Annotated in this window: 19 protein-coding genes and 1 other annotated feature; of the genes, 4 read left to right on the forward strand and 15 right to left on the reverse strand. The window is 55.3% G+C overall.

Features of this window, described 5'->3' with window-relative positions; genetic code table 11:
- The first annotated feature begins 96 nt into the window (after positions 1-96).
- Positions 97-924 (forward strand): pyruvate, water dikinase regulatory protein, encoded by an 828-nt coding sequence (locus RT657_RS01790; protein WP_013357691.1) that lies wholly within the window; start codon positions 97-99, stop codon positions 922-924.
- 151 nt (positions 925-1,075) lie between these two features.
- The gene (locus RT657_RS01795; protein ID WP_313651979.1) at positions 1,076-2,122 is read left to right on the forward strand and encodes a 3-deoxy-7-phosphoheptulonate synthase; all 1,047 of its coding nucleotides are present in this window, start codon (positions 1,076-1,078) and stop codon (positions 2,120-2,122) included.
- Positions 2,123-2,129: 7 nt separating this feature from the next.
- Here the strand turns inward: RT657_RS01795 and RT657_RS01800 are convergent, their stop codons facing one another.
- The 15 genes from RT657_RS01800 to RT657_RS01870 all read right to left on the reverse strand — a co-directional run bounded on the left by RT657_RS01800 (position 2,130) and on the right by RT657_RS01870 (position 15,930).
- Positions 2,130-3,581 carry a protein adenylyltransferase SelO family protein gene (locus tag RT657_RS01800; protein WP_313651982.1) on the reverse strand — a complete coding sequence of 484 codons (1,452 nt, stop codon included), beginning with the start codon at positions 3,579-3,581 and terminating at the stop codon, positions 2,130-2,132.
- Between the two features lie 79 nt (positions 3,582-3,660).
- Entirely contained in the window at positions 3,661-4,407 is a 747-nt protein-coding gene (locus RT657_RS01805) for an EAL domain-containing protein (RefSeq protein ID WP_313651985.1), read from the reverse strand.
- A gap of 295 nt (positions 4,408-4,702) precedes the next feature.
- Complete coding sequence (locus RT657_RS01810; protein WP_313651987.1) at positions 4,703-5,161, reverse strand: NlpC/P60 family protein; 459 nt, start codon at positions 5,159-5,161, stop codon at positions 4,703-4,705.
- A 68-nt stretch (positions 5,162-5,229) separates the two neighbouring features.
- On the reverse strand, positions 5,230-5,979 hold the full coding sequence (gene btuD, locus RT657_RS01815; protein WP_313651990.1) for a vitamin B12 ABC transporter ATP-binding protein BtuD: 750 nt from the start codon (positions 5,977-5,979) through the stop codon (positions 5,230-5,232).
- Complete coding sequence (locus RT657_RS01820) at positions 5,980-6,525, reverse strand: glutathione peroxidase (protein ID WP_313651992.1); 546 nt, start codon at positions 6,523-6,525, stop codon at positions 5,980-5,982.
- A 49-nt stretch (positions 6,526-6,574) separates the two neighbouring features.
- Positions 6,575-7,558, reverse strand: coding sequence for a vitamin B12 ABC transporter permease BtuC (btuC, locus tag RT657_RS01825; protein WP_313651994.1), 984 nt, complete (start codon positions 7,556-7,558; stop codon positions 6,575-6,577).
- Positions 7,559-7,736: 178 nt separating this feature from the next.
- Positions 7,737-8,039, reverse strand: coding sequence for an integration host factor subunit alpha (gene ihfA / locus RT657_RS01830; protein ID WP_003853259.1), 303 nt, complete (start codon positions 8,037-8,039; stop codon positions 7,737-7,739).
- Between the two features lie 4 nt (positions 8,040-8,043).
- The gene (gene pheT / locus RT657_RS01835; RefSeq protein WP_313651996.1) at positions 8,044-10,431 is read right to left on the reverse strand and encodes a phenylalanine--tRNA ligase subunit beta; all 2,388 of its coding nucleotides are present in this window, start codon (positions 10,429-10,431) and stop codon (positions 8,044-8,046) included.
- Positions 10,432-10,445: 14 nt separating this feature from the next.
- Positions 10,446-11,429, reverse strand: coding sequence for a phenylalanine--tRNA ligase subunit alpha (gene pheS, locus RT657_RS01840; RefSeq protein WP_313651998.1), 984 nt, complete (start codon positions 11,427-11,429; stop codon positions 10,446-10,448).
- Positions 11,430-11,500: 71 nt separating this feature from the next.
- Positions 11,501-11,626, reverse strand: a sequence feature (Phe leader region).
- Positions 11,577-11,621, reverse strand: coding sequence for a pheST operon leader peptide PheM (gene pheM, locus RT657_RS01845; RefSeq protein ID WP_106120997.1), 45 nt, complete (start codon positions 11,619-11,621; stop codon positions 11,577-11,579). Its footprint overlaps the feature before it by 45 nt.
- 118 nt (positions 11,627-11,744) lie before the next feature.
- The gene (gene rplT / locus RT657_RS01850) at positions 11,745-12,101 is read right to left on the reverse strand and encodes a 50S ribosomal protein L20 (RefSeq protein WP_006118956.1); all 357 of its coding nucleotides are present in this window, start codon (positions 12,099-12,101) and stop codon (positions 11,745-11,747) included.
- A 44-nt stretch (positions 12,102-12,145) separates the two neighbouring features.
- A complete protein-coding gene (gene rpmI / locus RT657_RS01855; protein WP_006118955.1) occupies positions 12,146-12,343 on the reverse strand; it encodes a 50S ribosomal protein L35 in 198 nt (65 codons plus the stop codon).
- Positions 12,344-12,442: 99 nt separating this feature from the next.
- Positions 12,443-12,994 carry a translation initiation factor IF-3 gene (gene infC / locus RT657_RS01860; protein WP_111139091.1) on the reverse strand — a complete coding sequence of 184 codons (552 nt, stop codon included), beginning with the start codon at positions 12,992-12,994 and terminating at the stop codon, positions 12,443-12,445.
- 3 nt (positions 12,995-12,997) lie between these two features.
- A complete protein-coding gene (thrS, locus tag RT657_RS01865) occupies positions 12,998-14,926 on the reverse strand; it encodes a threonine--tRNA ligase (RefSeq protein ID WP_313652000.1) in 1,929 nt (642 codons plus the stop codon).
- A gap of 242 nt (positions 14,927-15,168) precedes the next feature.
- Positions 15,169-15,930, reverse strand: a complete 762-nt coding sequence (locus RT657_RS01870) for a DUF481 domain-containing protein (protein ID WP_313652002.1) — start codon at positions 15,928-15,930, stop codon at positions 15,169-15,171.
- Between the two features lie 350 nt (positions 15,931-16,280).
- Here RT657_RS01870 and ghoS point away from each other — a divergent pair, with 350 nt between their 5' ends.
- Both ghoS and RT657_RS01880 read left to right on the forward strand, forming a co-directional pair.
- A complete protein-coding gene (gene ghoS / locus RT657_RS01875; RefSeq protein WP_313652004.1) occupies positions 16,281-16,574 on the forward strand; it encodes a type V toxin-antitoxin system endoribonuclease antitoxin GhoS in 294 nt (97 codons plus the stop codon).
- Positions 16,575-16,678: 104 nt separating this feature from the next.
- Positions 16,679-17,572 (forward strand): fructosamine kinase family protein, encoded by an 894-nt coding sequence (locus RT657_RS01880; RefSeq protein ID WP_313652007.1) that lies wholly within the window; start codon positions 16,679-16,681, stop codon positions 17,570-17,572.
- The last annotated feature ends 10 nt before the right edge of the window (positions 17,573-17,582 follow it).

The following is a 17,582-nucleotide window of genomic DNA, read 5'->3' on the forward strand; positions in this document are numbered from 1 at the left end:
AAATTCCGATAAGCCTTCCAGAAATTAACATCCGGGATGATTTATTTGCTGGCATGGCTCATGCTGACGGCTCACTCGTATTCAGAGCAGAAGATTATGACAACTGACAGAAGCGTTTTTTATATTTCTGATGGCACCGCCATAACGGCGGAAGTCTTAGGTCATGCCGTGCTGTCGCAGTTTCCGGTTAATATCACCAGCCTGACGCTGCCGTTTGTTGAAAATGTTCAGCGGGCACTGGCGGTAAAAGCGCAGATTAACGCGCTCTATCAGCAGAGCGGCGTCCGGCCGCTGGTGTTTTTCTCAATCGTGACACCGGAAGTGCGCGACATCATTGTTCAGAGTGAAGGCTTTTGTCAGGACATTGTGCAGGCGCTGGTCGCCCCGCTTCAGCAGGAGCTGGGCTTATCTCCCGCGCCGGTGGCACACCGTACCCACGGGCTGGACGCCAGTAACCTGGGGAAATATGATGCCCGTATTGCGGCAATTGACTACGCCCTGGCCCACGACGACGGCATCTCGCTGCGCGGTCTGGAGGATGCCCAGGTGATTTTGCTGGGCGTTTCACGTTGCGGCAAAACCCCTACCAGCCTCTATCTGGCGATGCAGTTCGGTATCCGCGCCGCCAACTACCCTTTTATTGCCGACGACATGGATAACCTGAAACTCCCCCCCGCGCTGCGCGCTCATCAGAATAAACTCTTCGGTCTGACCATCGATCCGGAACGGCTGGCGGCGATACGTCAGGAGCGAGCAGAAAATACCCGTTACGCCTCAATGCGCCAGTGCCGGCTGGAAGTGGGAGAAGTCGAAGCACTGTTCCGCACCCATCAAATCCGCTACCTCAACAGTACTAACTACTCCGTGGAGGAGATTGCCACTAAAATTCTCGACATCATGGGTCTGACCCGCCGCATGTATTAGAGATCTTATGAAGCAGGCACTGTAACGTGGCGTGGCCGTAGGTTTTGATTTGATTATGCATTCCCGGGTTGAATTCGCAGGCTGATGGTTTATTGTGACTCTCATCACTTCCCGGTATTTCACCGCTGCGAAGAACTGTTTTGAGACACTCATGAATAAAACCGATGAACTGCGTACTGCACGCATTGATAGCCTGATTACGCCTGCCAGCCTGGCAGACGCGCACCCCGTCTCCGCCGCCATTGCTGACAATGTCACGGCGGCCCGCGCCCGTATTGCACGCATCCTGACCGGTGAAGATCCTCGCCTGCTGGTGGTCATTGGCCCCTGCTCGCTGCACGATCCGAAAGCGGCACTGGAATACGCTGAGCGCCTGAGCGTCTTACGCGATCGCTATGCAGATCGGCTGGAAATTGTGATGCGCGCTTACTTCGAGAAGCCGCGCACCGTGGTGGGCTGGAAAGGACTGATTTCCGATCCGGATCTGGATGGCAGCTATGACGTGAACCGTGGCATCGGCATCGCCCGCCAGCTGTTGATTGACATCAACGCACTGGGCCTGCCTACCGCCACCGAATTCCTGGATATGGTGATCGGCCAGTTTATTGCGGACCTGATTAGCTGGGGCGCCATTGGCGCACGTACTACGGAAAGCCAGATCCACCGTGAAATGGCATCGGCTCTCTCCTGTCCGGTCGGTTTTAAAAATGGCACCGATGGCAATGTGCGCATTGCCGTGGATGCGATTCGCGCCGCGCGCGCCAGCCACATGTTCCTGTCGCCCGATAAGCGGGGTCAGATGACGATTTATCAGACCAGCGGTAATCCTCATGGCCACGTTATCCTGCGCGGCGGCAAACAACCTAATTATCACGCCAGCGACGTGGCGGCGGCGGTAGAGAGCCTGTCAGCCTTTAACCTGCCACCACAGCTGGTAATCGATTTCAGTCACGGCAACTGCCTGAAGCAGCATCGTCGTCAGATGGATGTCGCGGCCGATGTCGCTGAGCAGATCTCATCAGGCTCACGCGCGGTGGCCGGTGTAATGATTGAAAGCTTCCTGCAGGAAGGCAATCAGCAAGTGGTCAGCGGCCAGCCGCTGGTGTATGGCCAGTCAATCACCGATCCATGCCTCGGCTGGCAGGAGAGCGAAAGCGTACTCGCGCTGCTGGCCGGGGCGGTTTCTCATCGTCTCTGACACATTATCAGCTGGAGCAGCTCACTTCTAAGGTTTTGCCCCAGTCTGGCGGCCGCTGACGATACTCCGTGGCCGCCAGATCGCTGAAGGGGGTCTGCAGCGCCTGATGCAGACGTGCCAGCGCCTCATGCTCACCCTGCTCGGCCTCTTCAATCACCTGCTGTGCCAGATAATTGCGCAGGATCACCGCCGGGTTCGCGGCTTTCATCACGGTCTGCCGTTCCGCATCGCTGATCTGCTCGTCCAGCAGACGGCGGCGATATCCCTCATACCAGCGGTCAAACGCCTCGCGATCGATAAACTCATCCCGCAGCGGTGAGCGGCTTTCTGCCTGCTGTGTCTCGCTGAGCAGCCGGAACGTCAGCGTGTAGTCACTGTGCTCCCGCGTCATCAGTGCCAGCAGGTCGGTCAGAATCTGGTTGTCACTGCTCTGCTGCGTCAGCAATCCTAATTTTGCCCGCATCCGTTCGCCCCAGACCCGCATCAGCTCCGGTTCATAGACACTCAGGGCCGCCCGCAGCTGCTCTGTGGTCAGCAGACCTGATAATGCATGCGCCAGGCGGTTCAGGTTCCACAGGCCTATCATCGGTTGATTTTCAAAACTGTAACGCCCCTGATAATCGCTGTGGTTGCAGATGAAATCGGGCTGATAGTCATCCAGAAAACCAAAGGGGCCATAGTCAATGGTCAGGCCCAGAATGGACATGTTGTCGGTGTTCATCACCCCATGCGCGAAACCGACGCTCTGCCACAGCGCAATCAGCCGCGCGGTGCGCAGCACAACGTCGGTAAACCACAGCTGATAGCGATCGGCTTCCTCTGTCAGATGCGGCCAGTGATGACGAATGGCGTAGTCGGCCAGCTGCTGCACTTTCGCCTGCTGCTGACTATAAAAGAAGTGTTCGAAATGGCCGAACCGCAGATGGCTCGGTGAAATGCGCATCAGCATCGCCCCGCGTTCGGGGGTTTCGCGGTAGACCGGCTCATCGCCAATCGACAACGTGAGTGCGCGGGTGGTCGGGATGCCCAGGTGGTGCAGCGCTTCCGACGCCAGAAACTCACGCACGCTTGAGCGAATGACCGCCCGGCCATCGCCCATGCGGGAGTAAGGCGTCAGGCCGGCACCCTTGAGATGCCAGTCCAGTTTGCTGCCATCATCGAGACGCTGCTCGCCCAGCAGAATGCCGCGCCCGTCGCCCAGCTGCCCTGCCCAGACGCCAAACTGATGACCGCTGTAGACCTGTGCCAGCGGCTGCATACCCGGCAGCAGAGCCGCGCCATGCCAGACGCCGTGACCCTGACCGTCGAACAGCGTGCTGTCCAGTCCCATGGCGGCCGCGAGCGGCGCATTGTGATAAAGCAGGCGTCCACCTGCCAGCGGCGTGGGGTGAAGTGCGGTGTAATTTCCGGCAAGCTCACGGAACCAGGTGTTATCAAAGGTGGCCTTGCGTGAGGACATTGTTTCTCCCATGCGATGCTCAGCGTTACTCAGGTTAGTCCCTTAGTGTAACGCCGATAGCCGGGATTAACAGGATCTGTCAGCCAGGATGTCGGGAAGAAGGCTGCTGATTGCAGGCGCAGAGCAGCGAACGCAGCGCATCCGATTTGACGACCGGGAAGAGCGCGCCCTGGAAAACGGCACCGCTCAGCTGGCTGACTTTATCCAGCAGTCTCTCGTCGTCGACGCCACAAATAATCAGATGATCGCAGTGTGCGCGGAAATTATCGATAATGCTCTGTATAAACGGCACAAAGGAGGCACGCTTGGCCAGCGAATGAATGAAGTCCTTATCCAGGCTGATGCAGCTGAATAAATTATCATAGACCGCATTTGATGGACTTTTGCCAGCACCGAAATGAGAAAGCGCTAAATTAAACTCAGCCTGCAGGCTTGCCAGCAACGCATTATTTTTGCCGAGTCTGAGTTGCGGAAACGCTTCAGTGATATTCAGCAGAATGAATGGCAGCTGTTTTAATTTGCGCATCACCAGCTCGCTGGCCAGCAGCGTCCGGGCCAGGTTTTCATCAATGCGTATTAATGCGGAAACCGAATGTGCTTCGAATAATCCACGATACTGTTCCAGTATTCCGATCTGACTTTGTAGCAGGCGCAGCTGTTGCGACTCATCGAGCTGCGGTAGCAGCAGCTCCTGCGGCAGAGTAATAGGTGCACTCTCATGCACAAACTGCGTAACCAGCTCGACAGCGGTTAACCGTCCGTCAACATCACAGACAGGATAGAACCAGATTTCCGACTGATAGTCGGCGGAGAGATGAATTTTCATTTTAATGCCAGAATATGCGGCGATGGAGATATCGTATAGTAATGGTCAGTTGCAGGCAATAGTGCCAAATCATTGAAGAGACGAACTTCTTTAGCCTTCCATTACCGTTTGGCGGCCTGCTGTAACGCTTAAGCCAAATAGTGATGATAAAAATATACTTATTAATGGAATTAACGCCGCGTCTGTTATGCCTAATAAAAACCTGGGCACAATAACTGTCATTTAAAATAAAACTTTTAGCGCCTGTTTTAACTCTATTTAAAATTGGACTTAAGTCTGATTTGTCAGAGCAGGTTTATATGCGCCGCGCCTGCCAGAACACTTTTCGCCAGTAAACATTGTCCAGCGAGGATCGAATCACACCCTGACTGGTTGACGCATGGATAAACGCATTATCACTGTCATAGATACCGACATGCAGGCCATTTTCGCCGCGACCGGTTTTAAAGAAAACCAAATCGCCAGGCAGCAGCTCATCTTTACTGATGCGGGTGCCGATATCACTTTGCGCAGATGTCGTGCGCGGCAGCTGCAGCGCAAACTTATCGCGAAATGTCAGATAGACAAAGCCGGAGCAGTCGACACCATTGCGGCTCATACCGCCATAGCGATAGGGGGTGCCGTGCCAGTTGCCGAGCTGATCGTTCAGTTCTGCAATCACGGTGATGGAATCGGAAAGACGGCCATTCACTGGCGGGGCGTGATGACTGCATCCCGTCAGCAGCAGCACTAAAATCAGCAAACCCAGGCGCATCGCCAAATGTCCTTATCAGAAATTGCAACCGGCTTAATGTAGCGGTAAAGGCAGCGGTGTAGCAAGTGTCAGGGCAGCACGGTCAGCAACGTTCGCCCTTCCAGTTCAAGTTGACGGAAAGCGACCTGATAGAGCGGTGTGAGGCGCTGTGGCGTCAGAACGGCAGCCGGTTCGCCCTGTGCAATCAGCTGCCCGCGATTCAGCAGCCAGATCTGACTGGCCCGCTGCAGGCTGTGGTTGAGATCGTGGCTGCTGGCAATCACGCTGATGCCCGCCGCGCACAGCTCCGCAATCAGATCGTCGACCGCTTTTTGCTGACCGATGTCCAGCGCGGTCATTGGCTCATCAAGAATTAATAGCCGTCCAAGCGGATTGATGCGCGGATGTATCTGCAGGCAGACTGCCGCCAGCCTGACGCGCTGCCACTCACCGCCAGAAAGCCGTGTCAGAGAATGGGATAGCTTGTCCTGCAGCTGAAGCTGTTGCAGCAGCGTGCCCAGCCGGGCATCGGCCTGTGCCCCCCCCTGCTTAAAATGCAGGCGCAGATAGTGCCAGACCGGCATCTGGCTCAGGGGCATCTGCTGCTGGGGCAGCCAGCCACGCACCCTGGCCAGCGCCGCGCCCTGCCAGTCACTCAGCGGCCGCTCATCCAGCGCGACCGAACCGGTAGCGGGTTGCAGGCCCGCTATCACGCTCAGTAACGTACTCTTGCCTGCACCATTCGGGCCAGCCACGTGCAGCAGCTGGCCTGCGGCTATCTCACCGCTGAATGGCATCAGCCGCCCGGGAACGGCGGCCTGCTGCAGGCGCAGCAACATTTACTTCGCCAGCGCCTGCTTGATGGTTTCCAGAATGATGGGATCTTCCGGCGTCATATCCGGCGCAAAGCGCTGGATAACGCTGCCATCCCGGCCAATCAGGAACTTTTCAAAGTTCCACAGGATGTCGCCCGGTGCTTTCGGCGCGCGCCCTTTGCTCTCCATCCGCTCGTAAAAGCCGCTGCCTTCCGGACGGATCGCCTCTGGCCGGGCAGCAATCAGCTGTGCAAAGAGCGGATGACGCTCCGGTCCATTGACCTCGGTTTTGGCAAACAGCGGGAACGTCACGCCATAGGTGGTGCTGCAGAACGTTTTGATCTCCTCATTACTGCCCGGCTCCTGCTCAAGAAACTGATTGCAGGGAAAACCGAGCACGCTGAAGCCCTGATCCTGCCAGGCCTTCTGCAGGTTCTCCAGCTCTTCATATTGCGGTGTCAGGCCACATTTCGACGCCACGTTAACCACCAGCAGCACCTTGCCCTGCCACTGTGCCAGCGTGGTTTTTTCCCCATCGAGCGTAACCAGTTCTGTCTGATAAATGTTCATAGGCTTTCCTGTTATGAATGCAGTTGCAGATATGGGTCACCAGCCGGAGCTAGCGTGAAGATTTCACCAGTAAAAAAATAAACAGCGGCGCGCCCAGGGTGGCCGTTACCACACCTATCGGCAGCTCCGCCGAGGTCAGCGCCAGCCGGGCCACAATATCGGCAGCCAGCAGCACACTCGACCCCGCCAGTGCGGAGGCGGGTAGCAGATAGCGGTGATCGCTGAGACCACAAAGACGCAGCAGATGTGGGATCACCAGTCCGATAAAGCCGATCGCCCCCGCTGTCGCTACGCTGATCCCGGTCAGCCAGCCCATCGCCAGCACCAGCAGGTTACGCCAGCCAACAAGAGAGAGTCCAAGCTGGCGAGCGGAGATCTCTCCCAGCGCCAGCAGATTAAGGATCTGCCCGGTTGCACTCAGGGCCAGCATTACCGGTAGCAGCGCCAGCATCATCCAGCCGTAGCGCCAGTCGACCCCGCTGAAGCCGCCCATCATCCAGTACATCAGCTGACGCAGATCGAGAGTGGTGCTGAAGTAAACCGCCCAGGTCATGATGGCGCTGCAGATAATCCCGAGTGCCACACCGGTCAGTAACAGCCGCGTCGTCGAGAGCTGACGATGCGCAAAATGCAGCAGGATGAGCGTAATAACCAGCGCCCCGGCAATCGCGGCAAGCGCAAGGCTCCACAATGACCCACTGCCCAGCAGCACGCCAAGCACCAGACCGATGCCGGCACCGTTCGAGACGCCAAGCAGGCCCGGCTCTGCCAGCGGATTAGTAAACAGTGCCTGCATCACGACGCCGCACACTGCCAGTGAGGCTCCGACCAGGACTACCGCCAGGCTGCGGGGCAGCCGCAACTGCCAGACAAAAAGTCGGCTACTTTCCGCGAGCCAGTGTGAGGGCGCAATCCAGCTGTCTCCGGCACAGAGGCTGAGACAGAGAAGTACAGAGAGCGTCAGAGCTAACGCCATCAGCCATTTCTGGCCGCGTCGATCGGCCTGACGCGCGAGCTGGTCGAGCAGTGACATAAGCGGGATACGCTGAGAAAACAGAGATTTGATTGTAGAGAGATTGCAGAAAAAAGAAAGGTCGGTGCGGCGGTTCGCACCAGGTTGTGCTGCGACAGAGAAGATGATGGCCCTGCACGACCACGGCGGATAGCCATGAAAAAAGGCCGCTTGCGCGGCCTTTTTGAAACGCTGAAATTCAGTCAGTCTCTTTGGGTGTAGCGTTCTCTACGCGGCTTTTCAGCTTCTGTCCTGGGCGGAACGTTACTACGCGACGCGCAGTAATCGGAATATCTTCACCCGTTTTTGGGTTTCTGCCAGGACGCTGGTTCTTGTCACGCAGGTCAAAATTACCAAACCCAGACAGTTTAACCTGTTCTCCGTTTTCCAAAGCGCGACGTACCTCTTCGAAAAACAGCTCTACTAACTCTTTGGCATCGCGTTTGCTCAGCCCGAGTTTCTCAAACAGGTACTCTGACATCTCAGCTTTTGTAAGCGCCATAGGTTCAATCCCTCAAGGTTGCCTGGAATCGCTCTTTTAATGCCGCAACGCATTTGCCAACGGTCGCGGCAATCTCCTCTTCTTCGAGTGTCCGGCTGGTATCCTGCAAAATCAGGCTGATTGCGAGGCTCTTGTAGCCCTCAGAAACGCCCTTACCGCGGTACACGTCAAACAAGTTTACGCCAACTACCTGATTTACGCCAACTTTCTTACACTCCGCAATGATATCTGCTGCAGGCACGTTTTCGGCCACAACAACCGCGATATCACGACGGTTCGCCGGGAAGCGAGAAACCTCGCGCGCGTCAGGCAGGACGCGGTCTGCGACCTTATTCCAAAGCAGTTCAAAGACTAAGGTGCGGCCGTTAAGATCAAGCTTCCGTTCCAGCTCAGGATGGACCACGCCGATAAATCCGATTTTTTCATCCTGCAGATAAATTGCCGCGCTCTGTCCCGGATGCAGCGCTGGATTCACTTCAGCACGGAAGCGGATGTCATCCAGTTTGCCGGTTAAATCGAGCAGCGACTCTAAATCACCTTTCAAATCATAGAAGTCAACGGTCTGACGCGCCAGATCCCAGTGCTCTTCAACACGGTTGCCGCTGATGACCCCAGCCAGCATAAGATCCTGACGAATGCCCAAATCAGCCTGTGTATCCGGCACAAAGCGCAGGCCGCTTTCAAAGAGACGCACGCGGCTCTGCTGGCGGTTCTGGTTGTAGACCACCGCGCTGAGCAGACCGGTCCAGAGCGAGAGGCGCATCGTCGACATGTCGCTGGAAATCGGGCTTGGCAGCAGCAGCGCCTCTTCGCCCGGATGCAGCAGCTGCTGGATTTTCGGATCCACAAAGCTGTAGGTGATCGCTTCCTGATAGCCTTTATCCACCAGCAGGTTTTTAGCGCGTTTCAGCGACAGATTCGCTTCGCGATGACGGGTCATCACCAGCCCGGCCTGAACCGGTACATCCGGAATGTTGTTGTAGCCGTAAATACGGGCCACTTCTTCTACCAGATCTTCCTCGATCGCCATGTCGAAACGCCAGCTCGGTGCTACAGCCTGCCACTCGCCGTTGCCCACGGTGACGTCGCAGCCGAGTCGCGTCAGAATGTCGGTAACCTGCTCGTCAGCGATGACATGGCCAATCAGACGATCCAGCTTTTCGCGGCGCAGCGTGATGGTCGCCGGAACCGGCAGCGCGGCCTGATGAGTCTGGTCGATGACCGGGCCCGCTTCACCGCCGCAGATTGACAGCAGTAGCGCAGTGGCACGCTCAATCGCGGTATGCTGCAGCGCCGGATCAACCCCACGCTCATAGCGGTGTGACGCATCGGTATGCAGACCGTGGCGGCGTGCGCGACCGGTGATGGAGAGCGGATCAAAGTAAGCGCACTCAAACAGGATGTTGCGGGTTTCGCCATTCACACCAGAATGTTCCCCCCCGAAGATACCGGCCATTGCCAGCGCCTGCTGATGATCGGCGATCACCAGGGTATCTGCCTGCAGGCTGGCTTCTGTGCCATCCAGCAGCGTCAGCTTCTCGCCCTCTTTCGCCATACGCACCACGATGCCGCCGTTGAGGCGGTCGAGGTCGAAAGCGTGCATCGGCTGACCCAGTTCCAGCAGCACATAGTTCGTGATATCAACCACCGGATCGATAGAGCGAATACCACAACGACGCAGCTTCTCTTTCATCCAGAGGGGTGTCGCCGCCGCGACGTTGATCCCTTTGACAACACGGCCCAGATAACGCGGACAGGCGTCCGTCGCTTCAACCTGAATCGGGAAGGTGTCGTTCAGGGTAGCCGCCACTGTCGGCATCTCCGGCACGTTCAGCGGTAAACCGTTGAGCACGGCGACATCGCGGGCAATCCCGATCAGCCCCAGGCAGTCAGCGCGGTTAGGTGTGACACTGATTTCGATGGTGTTGTCATCAAGCTGCAGGTATTCACGAATGTCGGTGCCAATCGGTGCATCAGCTGGCAGTTCGATGATGCCGTTATGGTCGTCGGAAATCCCCAGCTCGGAGAACGAGCAGAGCATCCCTTCAGAGGGTTCACCACGCAGTTTGGCTGCTTTGATTTTAAAATCACCCGGCAGCACCGCACCTACGGTCGCGACGGCGACTTTCAGCCCCTGGCGGCAGTTTGGCGCGCCACAGACGATATCCAGCAGGCGATCGCCGCCGACGTTGATTTTGGTGACACGCAGTTTGTCTGCGTTAGGGTGCTGGCCGCACTCCACCACTTCACCGACCACGACGCCATGAAACGCGCCGGCCACGGCATCCACCCCGTCTACTTCCAGACCGGCCATGGTGATTTGTTCAGACAGCGCGGCGCTGTCCAGGGCTGGATTTACCCATTCGCGTAACCAGAGTTCACTGAATTTCATTGGATAACCTGCCCTTACTTAAATTGTTTGAGGAAACGTAAATCATTTTCGAAGAAAGCGCGCAGATCGGTCACGCCATAGCGCAACATGGTCAGACGCTCCATGCCCATCCCGAAGGCAAAGCCGGAGTAAACTTCCGGATCAATACCCACGTTGCGCAGTACATTAGGATGGACCATGCCGCATCCCAGCACTTCCAGCCACTTGCCGTTTTTACCCATTACGTCCACCTCAGCAGAAGGTTCAGTAAACGGGAAGTAGGAAGGACGGAAACGGATCTGCAAATCTTCTTCAAAGAAGTTGTTCAGGAAGTCGTGCAGCGTGCCTTTGAGATTGGTGAAGCTGATATTTTTATCCACGATCAGCCCTTCCATCTGATGGAACATCGGCGTATGGGTCTGATCGTAATCGTTACGGTAGACACGACCCGGCGCAATAATGCGAATCGGCGGCTGCTGAGCCTGCATGGTACGGATCTGCACGCCAGAGGTCTGCGTACGCAGCAGGCGGGTAGCATCGAACCAGAAGGTGTCATGATCGGCACGTGCCGGATGGTGAGCAGGAATGTTCAGCGCATCAAAGTTATGGTAGTCATCTTCGATCTCTGGACCGGTCATCACGGCAAAGCCTAACTCGCCAAAGAAGGTCTCAATGCGGTCCATGGTGCGGGTTACCGGATGCAGACCACCGTTCTCAATGCGGCGTCCTGGCAGGGAAACATCGATCGTTTCCTGCGCCAGTCGGGCATTGAGCACGGCGGCTTCAAGCGCCTCTTTGCGCACATTCAGGCGGTCGGTCACCTGCTGTTTGGCTTCATTGATGACCGCACCCGCTGCAGGGCGCTCTTCTGCTGGCAGCTCGCGTAATGTGGTCATCTGCAGTGTCAGATGGCCTTTCTTACCCAGATATTCGACGCGCACCGCGTCAAGGGCGGCAATATCTGTCGCCCCGTCGATGGCCGCCGTGGCGCTGGCCACCAGTTCTGCGAGTTGAGACATAATTTCCTCTTTTTCCAGTCAGGCTGGTCAGTTCTCGTTGGGACCTGCCGGTCCAATATGCTAGCGCCAGAAACAAAAAAGCCTCCACAGGGGAGGCTTTCAGCGCGATTTTTCGTTTCTTCTCTTATGCGCAAAAGCCCCCGGATGTCAGGCGCTAAAGTAAAAAAAGAAACGGAAAATAGCAGCATTCATGCTTGCGGTTACCTTGTCATGCTCATACCGGGACACTATTGAAATGCGCAGCGCCGAAAATGTCAATCTTTTGCGTAGGTTACAGGCAATAAAAAAGGGAGCAAGCTCCCTTTTCTATCTGACTTACGCCAGAGCTGATTTCGCTTTTTCGACCAGTGCAGTGAATGCCACTTTGTCGAATACGGCGATGTCGGCCAGGATCTTACGGTCGATCTCAATGGCTGCTTTTTTCAGACCATTGATGAAACGGCTGTAAGACATGCCGTTCTGACGTGCCGCTGCGTTGATACGCGCGATCCACAGCTGACGGAACTGACGCTTACGCTGACGACGGTCACGGTAAGCATACTGACCAGCTTTGATAACAGCCTGGAAAGCAACACGGTAAACACGTGAACGTGCACCGTAATAGCCTTTAGCTTGTTTTAAGATTTTTTTGTGACGTGCGCGAGCAACTACACCACGTTTTACACGAGCCATTTAGCTCTCCTGTTTAATATTCTGAATTAATAAAAAAAACTTACTTATGCGTACGGCAGGCAGGCAACAACCAGACCCAGATCGCCTTTAGACACCATGCCTTTAGGGCGCAGGTGACGTTTACGCTTAGTAGATTTCTTCGTCAGAATATGACGCAGGTTTGCGTGTTTACGCTTGAAGCCGCCAGAAGCGGTCTTCTTGAAGCGCTTAGCCGCGCCACGTACAGTTTTAATCTTTGGCATTTTAAAAATATCCACTTCGCATTGTTAATAACATGACCCAGACAGGCGAACGCATCACCGCACAGCGCGAACGCTGCACGGTAAACGTCACTTGAAAGCCTACTGTTTCTTCTTAGGAGCGAGCACCATGATCATCTGGCGGCCTTCGATCTTCGAAGGGAAGGATTCGACAATGGCCAAATCCAGATCTTCACACAGATCTTTACGGACGCGGTTAAGCACTTCCATACCGATCTGCTGGTGCGCCATCTCACGACCGCGGAAGCGGAGCGTGATCTTGGCTTTATCGCCATCTTCCAGAAAGCGAATCAGGTTGCGTAGTTTGACCTGATAGTCGCCATCATCGGTTCCAGGACGGAATTTAATTTCCTTAACCTGAATAACTTTTTGCTTCTTCTTCTGTTCCTTAGAAGATTTGCTTTTTTCATAGAGGAACTTGCCGTAATCCATGATGCGGCAAACCGGCGGTTCGGCATTCGGACTGATCTCTACGAGATCGGCACCCGATTCCTCGGCTTTTTCCAATGCTTCGCGTAATGTGACAATGCCAATCGGCTCGCCATCCATGCCCGTTAAGCGCACTTCTGTTGCGCGGATTTCACTGTTAATTTTGTTCGGACGCGTCGGTAGTACTCGTTTTCCGCCTTTAATACTTTATTCCTCCAATTGGTGAAGATTGCGGCTGCGAATCTCTTGTTGCAGCTTCTCAACAAACAGATCAACATCCAGCGACCCCAGGTCTTTACCACGGCGGGTGCGAACGGCCACTTTGCCAGCTTCCACCTCTTTATCACCACAGACCAGCATATAAGGGACGCGACGTAATGTGTGCTCGCGGATTTTAAAGCCTATCTTCTCATTTCTCAAGTCCGCCTTCACACGAATGCCCGCATTCTGCAATTTACGTGTCAAAGACTCAACATATTCTGCCTGTCCGTCGGTAATATTCATAACCACGACCTGCAGCGGTGCCAGCCAGGTTGGGAAGAAACCAGCAAACTCTTCGGTCAGAATCCCGATGAAGCGCTCCATCGACCCCAGAATCGCACGGTGAATCATCACTGGCGTCTGACGATCGTTGTTTTCACCCACATAGGTTGCTTCAAGGCGTTTTGGCAGGGAGAAGTCTAGCTGAACTGTGCCACACTGCCAGGCGCGATCGAGACAATCATACAAAGTGAACTCAATTTTAGGCCCGTAGAACGCCCCTTCACCCGGCTGATACTCAAACTCAATGTTATTTTCGTTCAGGGCCGCCGCCAGATCTTCCTCGGCACGATCCCACATTTCGTCGGTGCCGATACGCTTCTCAGGACGGGTAGACAGTTTCACCACGATCTTTTCGAAGCCGAAGGTGCTGTACATGTCATAGACCATGCGGATACAGCTGTTCACTTCGTCGCGAACCTGCTCTTCGGTACAGAAGACGTGTGCATCGTCCTGGGTAAAGCCACGAACGCGCATCAGACCGTGCAGTGCACCCGATGGCTCATTACGGTGACAGCTACCGAACTCCGCCATACGCAGCGGCAGGTCGCGGTACGATTTCAGACCCTGATTAAAGATCTGAACGTGCCCCGGGCAGTTCATCGGTTTGATGCAATATTCACGGTTCTCGGAAGAGGTGGTGAACATTGCCTCTTTGTAGTTTTCCCAGTGGCCGGTTTTTTCCCACAGGACGCGGTCCATCATGAACGGACCTTTCACTTCCTGATACTGGTACTCTTTCAGCTTACTGCGGACAAACACTTCCAGTTCGCGGAAGATGGTCCAGCCGTCGTTGTGCCAGAAGACCATGCCCGGCGCTTCTTCCTGCATGTGGTAGAGGTCCAGCTGCTTACCAATCTTACGATGGTCACGCTTCGCCGCCTCTTCCAGACGCTGCAGATAGGCCGCCAGCTGCTTTTTGTCTGCCCAGGCAGTGCCATAAATACGCTGCAGCATTTTATTGCTGCTGTCGCCGCGCCAGTAGGCGCCGGAAATTTTCTGCAGCTTGAAATGGTGACAGAACCGCATATTCGGCACGTGCGGACCGCGGCACATGTCGATATATTCTTCGTGATGATAGAGGCCAGGCTGATCGTCATGGCTGATGTTTTCATCAAGAATGGTGGTTTTATAAATTTCGCCGCGCGCCGCAAAGACGTCACGGGCTTCCTGCCAGCTGACTTTCTTCTTCACCACATCGTAGTTGGTCTCAGCCAGCTGATGCATGCGTTTTTCCAGCAGGTCGATATCTTCCTGAGTCAGCGTGCGGTCGATGTCGACATCATAATAGAAGCCGTTATCAATGACCGGGCCAATCGCCATTTTGGTATCGGGCCACAGCTGTTTGATCGCATGCCCTAACAGGTGCGCGCAGGAGTGACGGATGATTTCCAGACCCGCTTCATCTTTAGCGGTAATGATCGCGACAGCAGCGTCTTCGGTGATGGGATCGACAGCGTCAACCAGTTCTCCGTTAACCCGACCCGCGATACAGGCTTTAGCCAGACCCGGACCGATGTCCAGCGCAATGTCCATCACACTGACAGGGCGGTCAAATACGCGCTGGCTGCCATCAGGAAGCGTAATTACAGGCATTTCATATCCTTATTTGCAGTGGTAAGCCACACGAAAGCCTACATGCAATGTCATGAGAGTAGTGGCCTGGCGTGATATCAGACCCACATTGTCGGAATGTCGCCAGGCTCAGAGTGCAGGCAGATAATAGCAGTTTTCCCCGGCGAGAAAAACCATCCCCCCTTTGCTAAGCCGTGGCGCGAACAAAAAAAAACGGCCTGACGCAAGGTCAGGCCGCAGGGAACGTTGCCGCAAAAATGCGCTTACATCGCGTACGAGAGCATGATTGAGGTTTTGGTATCGGTGCGATCTGGCGCAGACTCCGCCGGATGGTTGTTCCAGGTCACGTTGTACGCCAGCTTCAGCGCGAAGTGGCTGTTGATGGCAACCTGCAGACCGGTTTCGGAGTTGACCGTCGTATCTTCGCCAAAACTGCTCAGCACGGAGACACCCTGAATAAATTTGGTGGTGTCAGTCAGCTGCCACTGGTAGCTGACAGCGCCGTAGCCCAGCGCTTTTGTCTGATGGCCACCTGCATGGTAATCGTCATAACGCACGCCCGGACCGAATTCCGCGCGCAGCGAGTGCACCGGGCCGTTCAGAATCTGACGACCGTAACCGGCGGTCAGGACGTCGCGTGAGTCATAACCGTTAAAACGGTCGCTCAGCCAGCTCGCCTGGCCAAACAGATAGTCATAGGCGCTGACGTTATAACGTGAACGACCACCAATGTTGTAGGTCTCAGAAGAGCGCTCATCGTTGGATGAGGTGTTGGCTGCGTTGCCCCACAAGCTGTACGCCATCGATGACTGATACCAGGTCATATTGGTCTGGGCGGTCAGGGAAGAACTGGTGGTATTACCGGTTTGCGCCAGATAGCCCGCTGATGCAGAACCTTCAAACGGCTTTTTCGCCGTAGAAGGGTCATCCATTGAGGTGAAGACGGCGTTATCGGCCAGTGCCTGGTGACAAAAAGCTCCAGCGGAGAGCAAAAGAACAGCAGACAGCTTGTTATAGGCTTTCATTAAATATGATCCGAGCGACGGTTTAAAAAACGGAGAGTCTGAAGCGTTTTGCCAGTCATTCAATGCAATTTACGGTAAGTTTTGTAAAAAATTATTAACTTACAAAAAACGCCGATATTCACGCTGGCAACCCGTGTTAATTGGGACTCATCTGATTAACGTCGCGCATTATAGTGCTGTCCGACCGAAAAGATAGCCGTTGTAACAGAAGATTTTACGACCCGCTCTGCGGGCCACTGACAGAGCTTTACGCTGGACGCGATCTCAGAAGCGCCGCCCTCCTCTGCTGTTCGCCTGTTTTTTCACCATGGTCTACGCTCAGTTCAGTTTCCTTTCCCCGGAGGTGCCTTATGAGCAACAGTGACCTGACCCGCTATATCGTAACCTTTCATTATCAGGAGTCAGGATTAAGTGACATCCTGGAACTGACCAGCGCAATGACTGCCGCAGGCTTCAGCACCACGCTGATGGATGATGACGGCCATCCCCATGAACTGGGCACCAACAGTTATGGCATTGTCTCGACGCTGGCGGAGGAGGATTTGCGTCAGCAGGTGACAGCGGCCGGTGAAAGCGTGCTGGGTCAGAAGCCTGAGGTGACCGTAATGACCCTTGAGGCCTATCTGCGCGATGCGCCACAGTAGCGTTTTGCGACCCGGACGCAGAATTAAGAGGTGCAATCGTGCCGGTTTTGGTGAATATTTAAGCATACCATCGGACTTACGCAGCGAATAAAGAGGACAACCCTATGTGGTCAGCCATTAGTCGTCTGTTAAGCGAGCAGTTAGGCAACGCCGAAATCACACAACGCCACGCTCTTGCGGGTGGTGATATCCATCCCACCTGGCACATTCGTTATGGAGACCACGACGTCTTCGTCAAAAGCAACAGCCGCGAGATGCTCTCACTCTTTATGTGGGAAGCCGATCAGCTGGCGTTGCTGGCACGCACCGGCACGGTGCGGGTGCCGCAGGTCTATGGCGTGGGGCATCACCGTGAAGAGAGTTTTCTGCTGATGGAGTATATCCAGCCGCAGCCGCTGGATGAGCAGAGTGGCTGGCAGCTGGGTCAGCAGCTGGCGCACCTTCATCAGTGGAGCGAGCAGACCCAGTTTGGCCTCGATTTTGATAATAACATTACGACGACGCCACAGCCCAACAGCTGGCTGCGGCGCTGGTCGGTCTTCTTTGCTGAACAGCGTATCGGCTGGCAGCTGCAGCTGGCGGCTGAAAAAGGCTTTCACTATGGTGACACCGAACGGATCATTGCCTCCGTTCAGCGGATGCTGGCATCACACCATCCACAGCCGTCCCTGCTGCATGGCGATCTCTGGCCTGCAAACTGCGCTAATAGCGCCAGCGGGCCCTGGCTGTTTGATCCTGCCTGCTACTGGGGCGACCGGGAGTGCGATCTGGCCATGCTGAGCTGGTTTCCCGAGCTGCCCCGCCAGATTTATGAGGGCTATCAGGCGGTGTGGCCGCTGCCGGATGGGTTTTCGCAGCGTCTGCCGGTTTACCAGCTTTACTATCTGCTTAACCGGGCCAACGTATTTGGCGGGCACTGGCCCGACGATGCGCAGTTCGCCATTGACCAGTTGCTGGAAGAAGAGGCATACAGCACCCGTCAGGCCAGACCGGCCTGACGGCAATCAC

Source organism: Pantoea sp., from assembly GCF_032114055.1.
GTDB lineage: Bacteria > Pseudomonadota > Gammaproteobacteria > Enterobacterales > Enterobacteriaceae > Pantoea.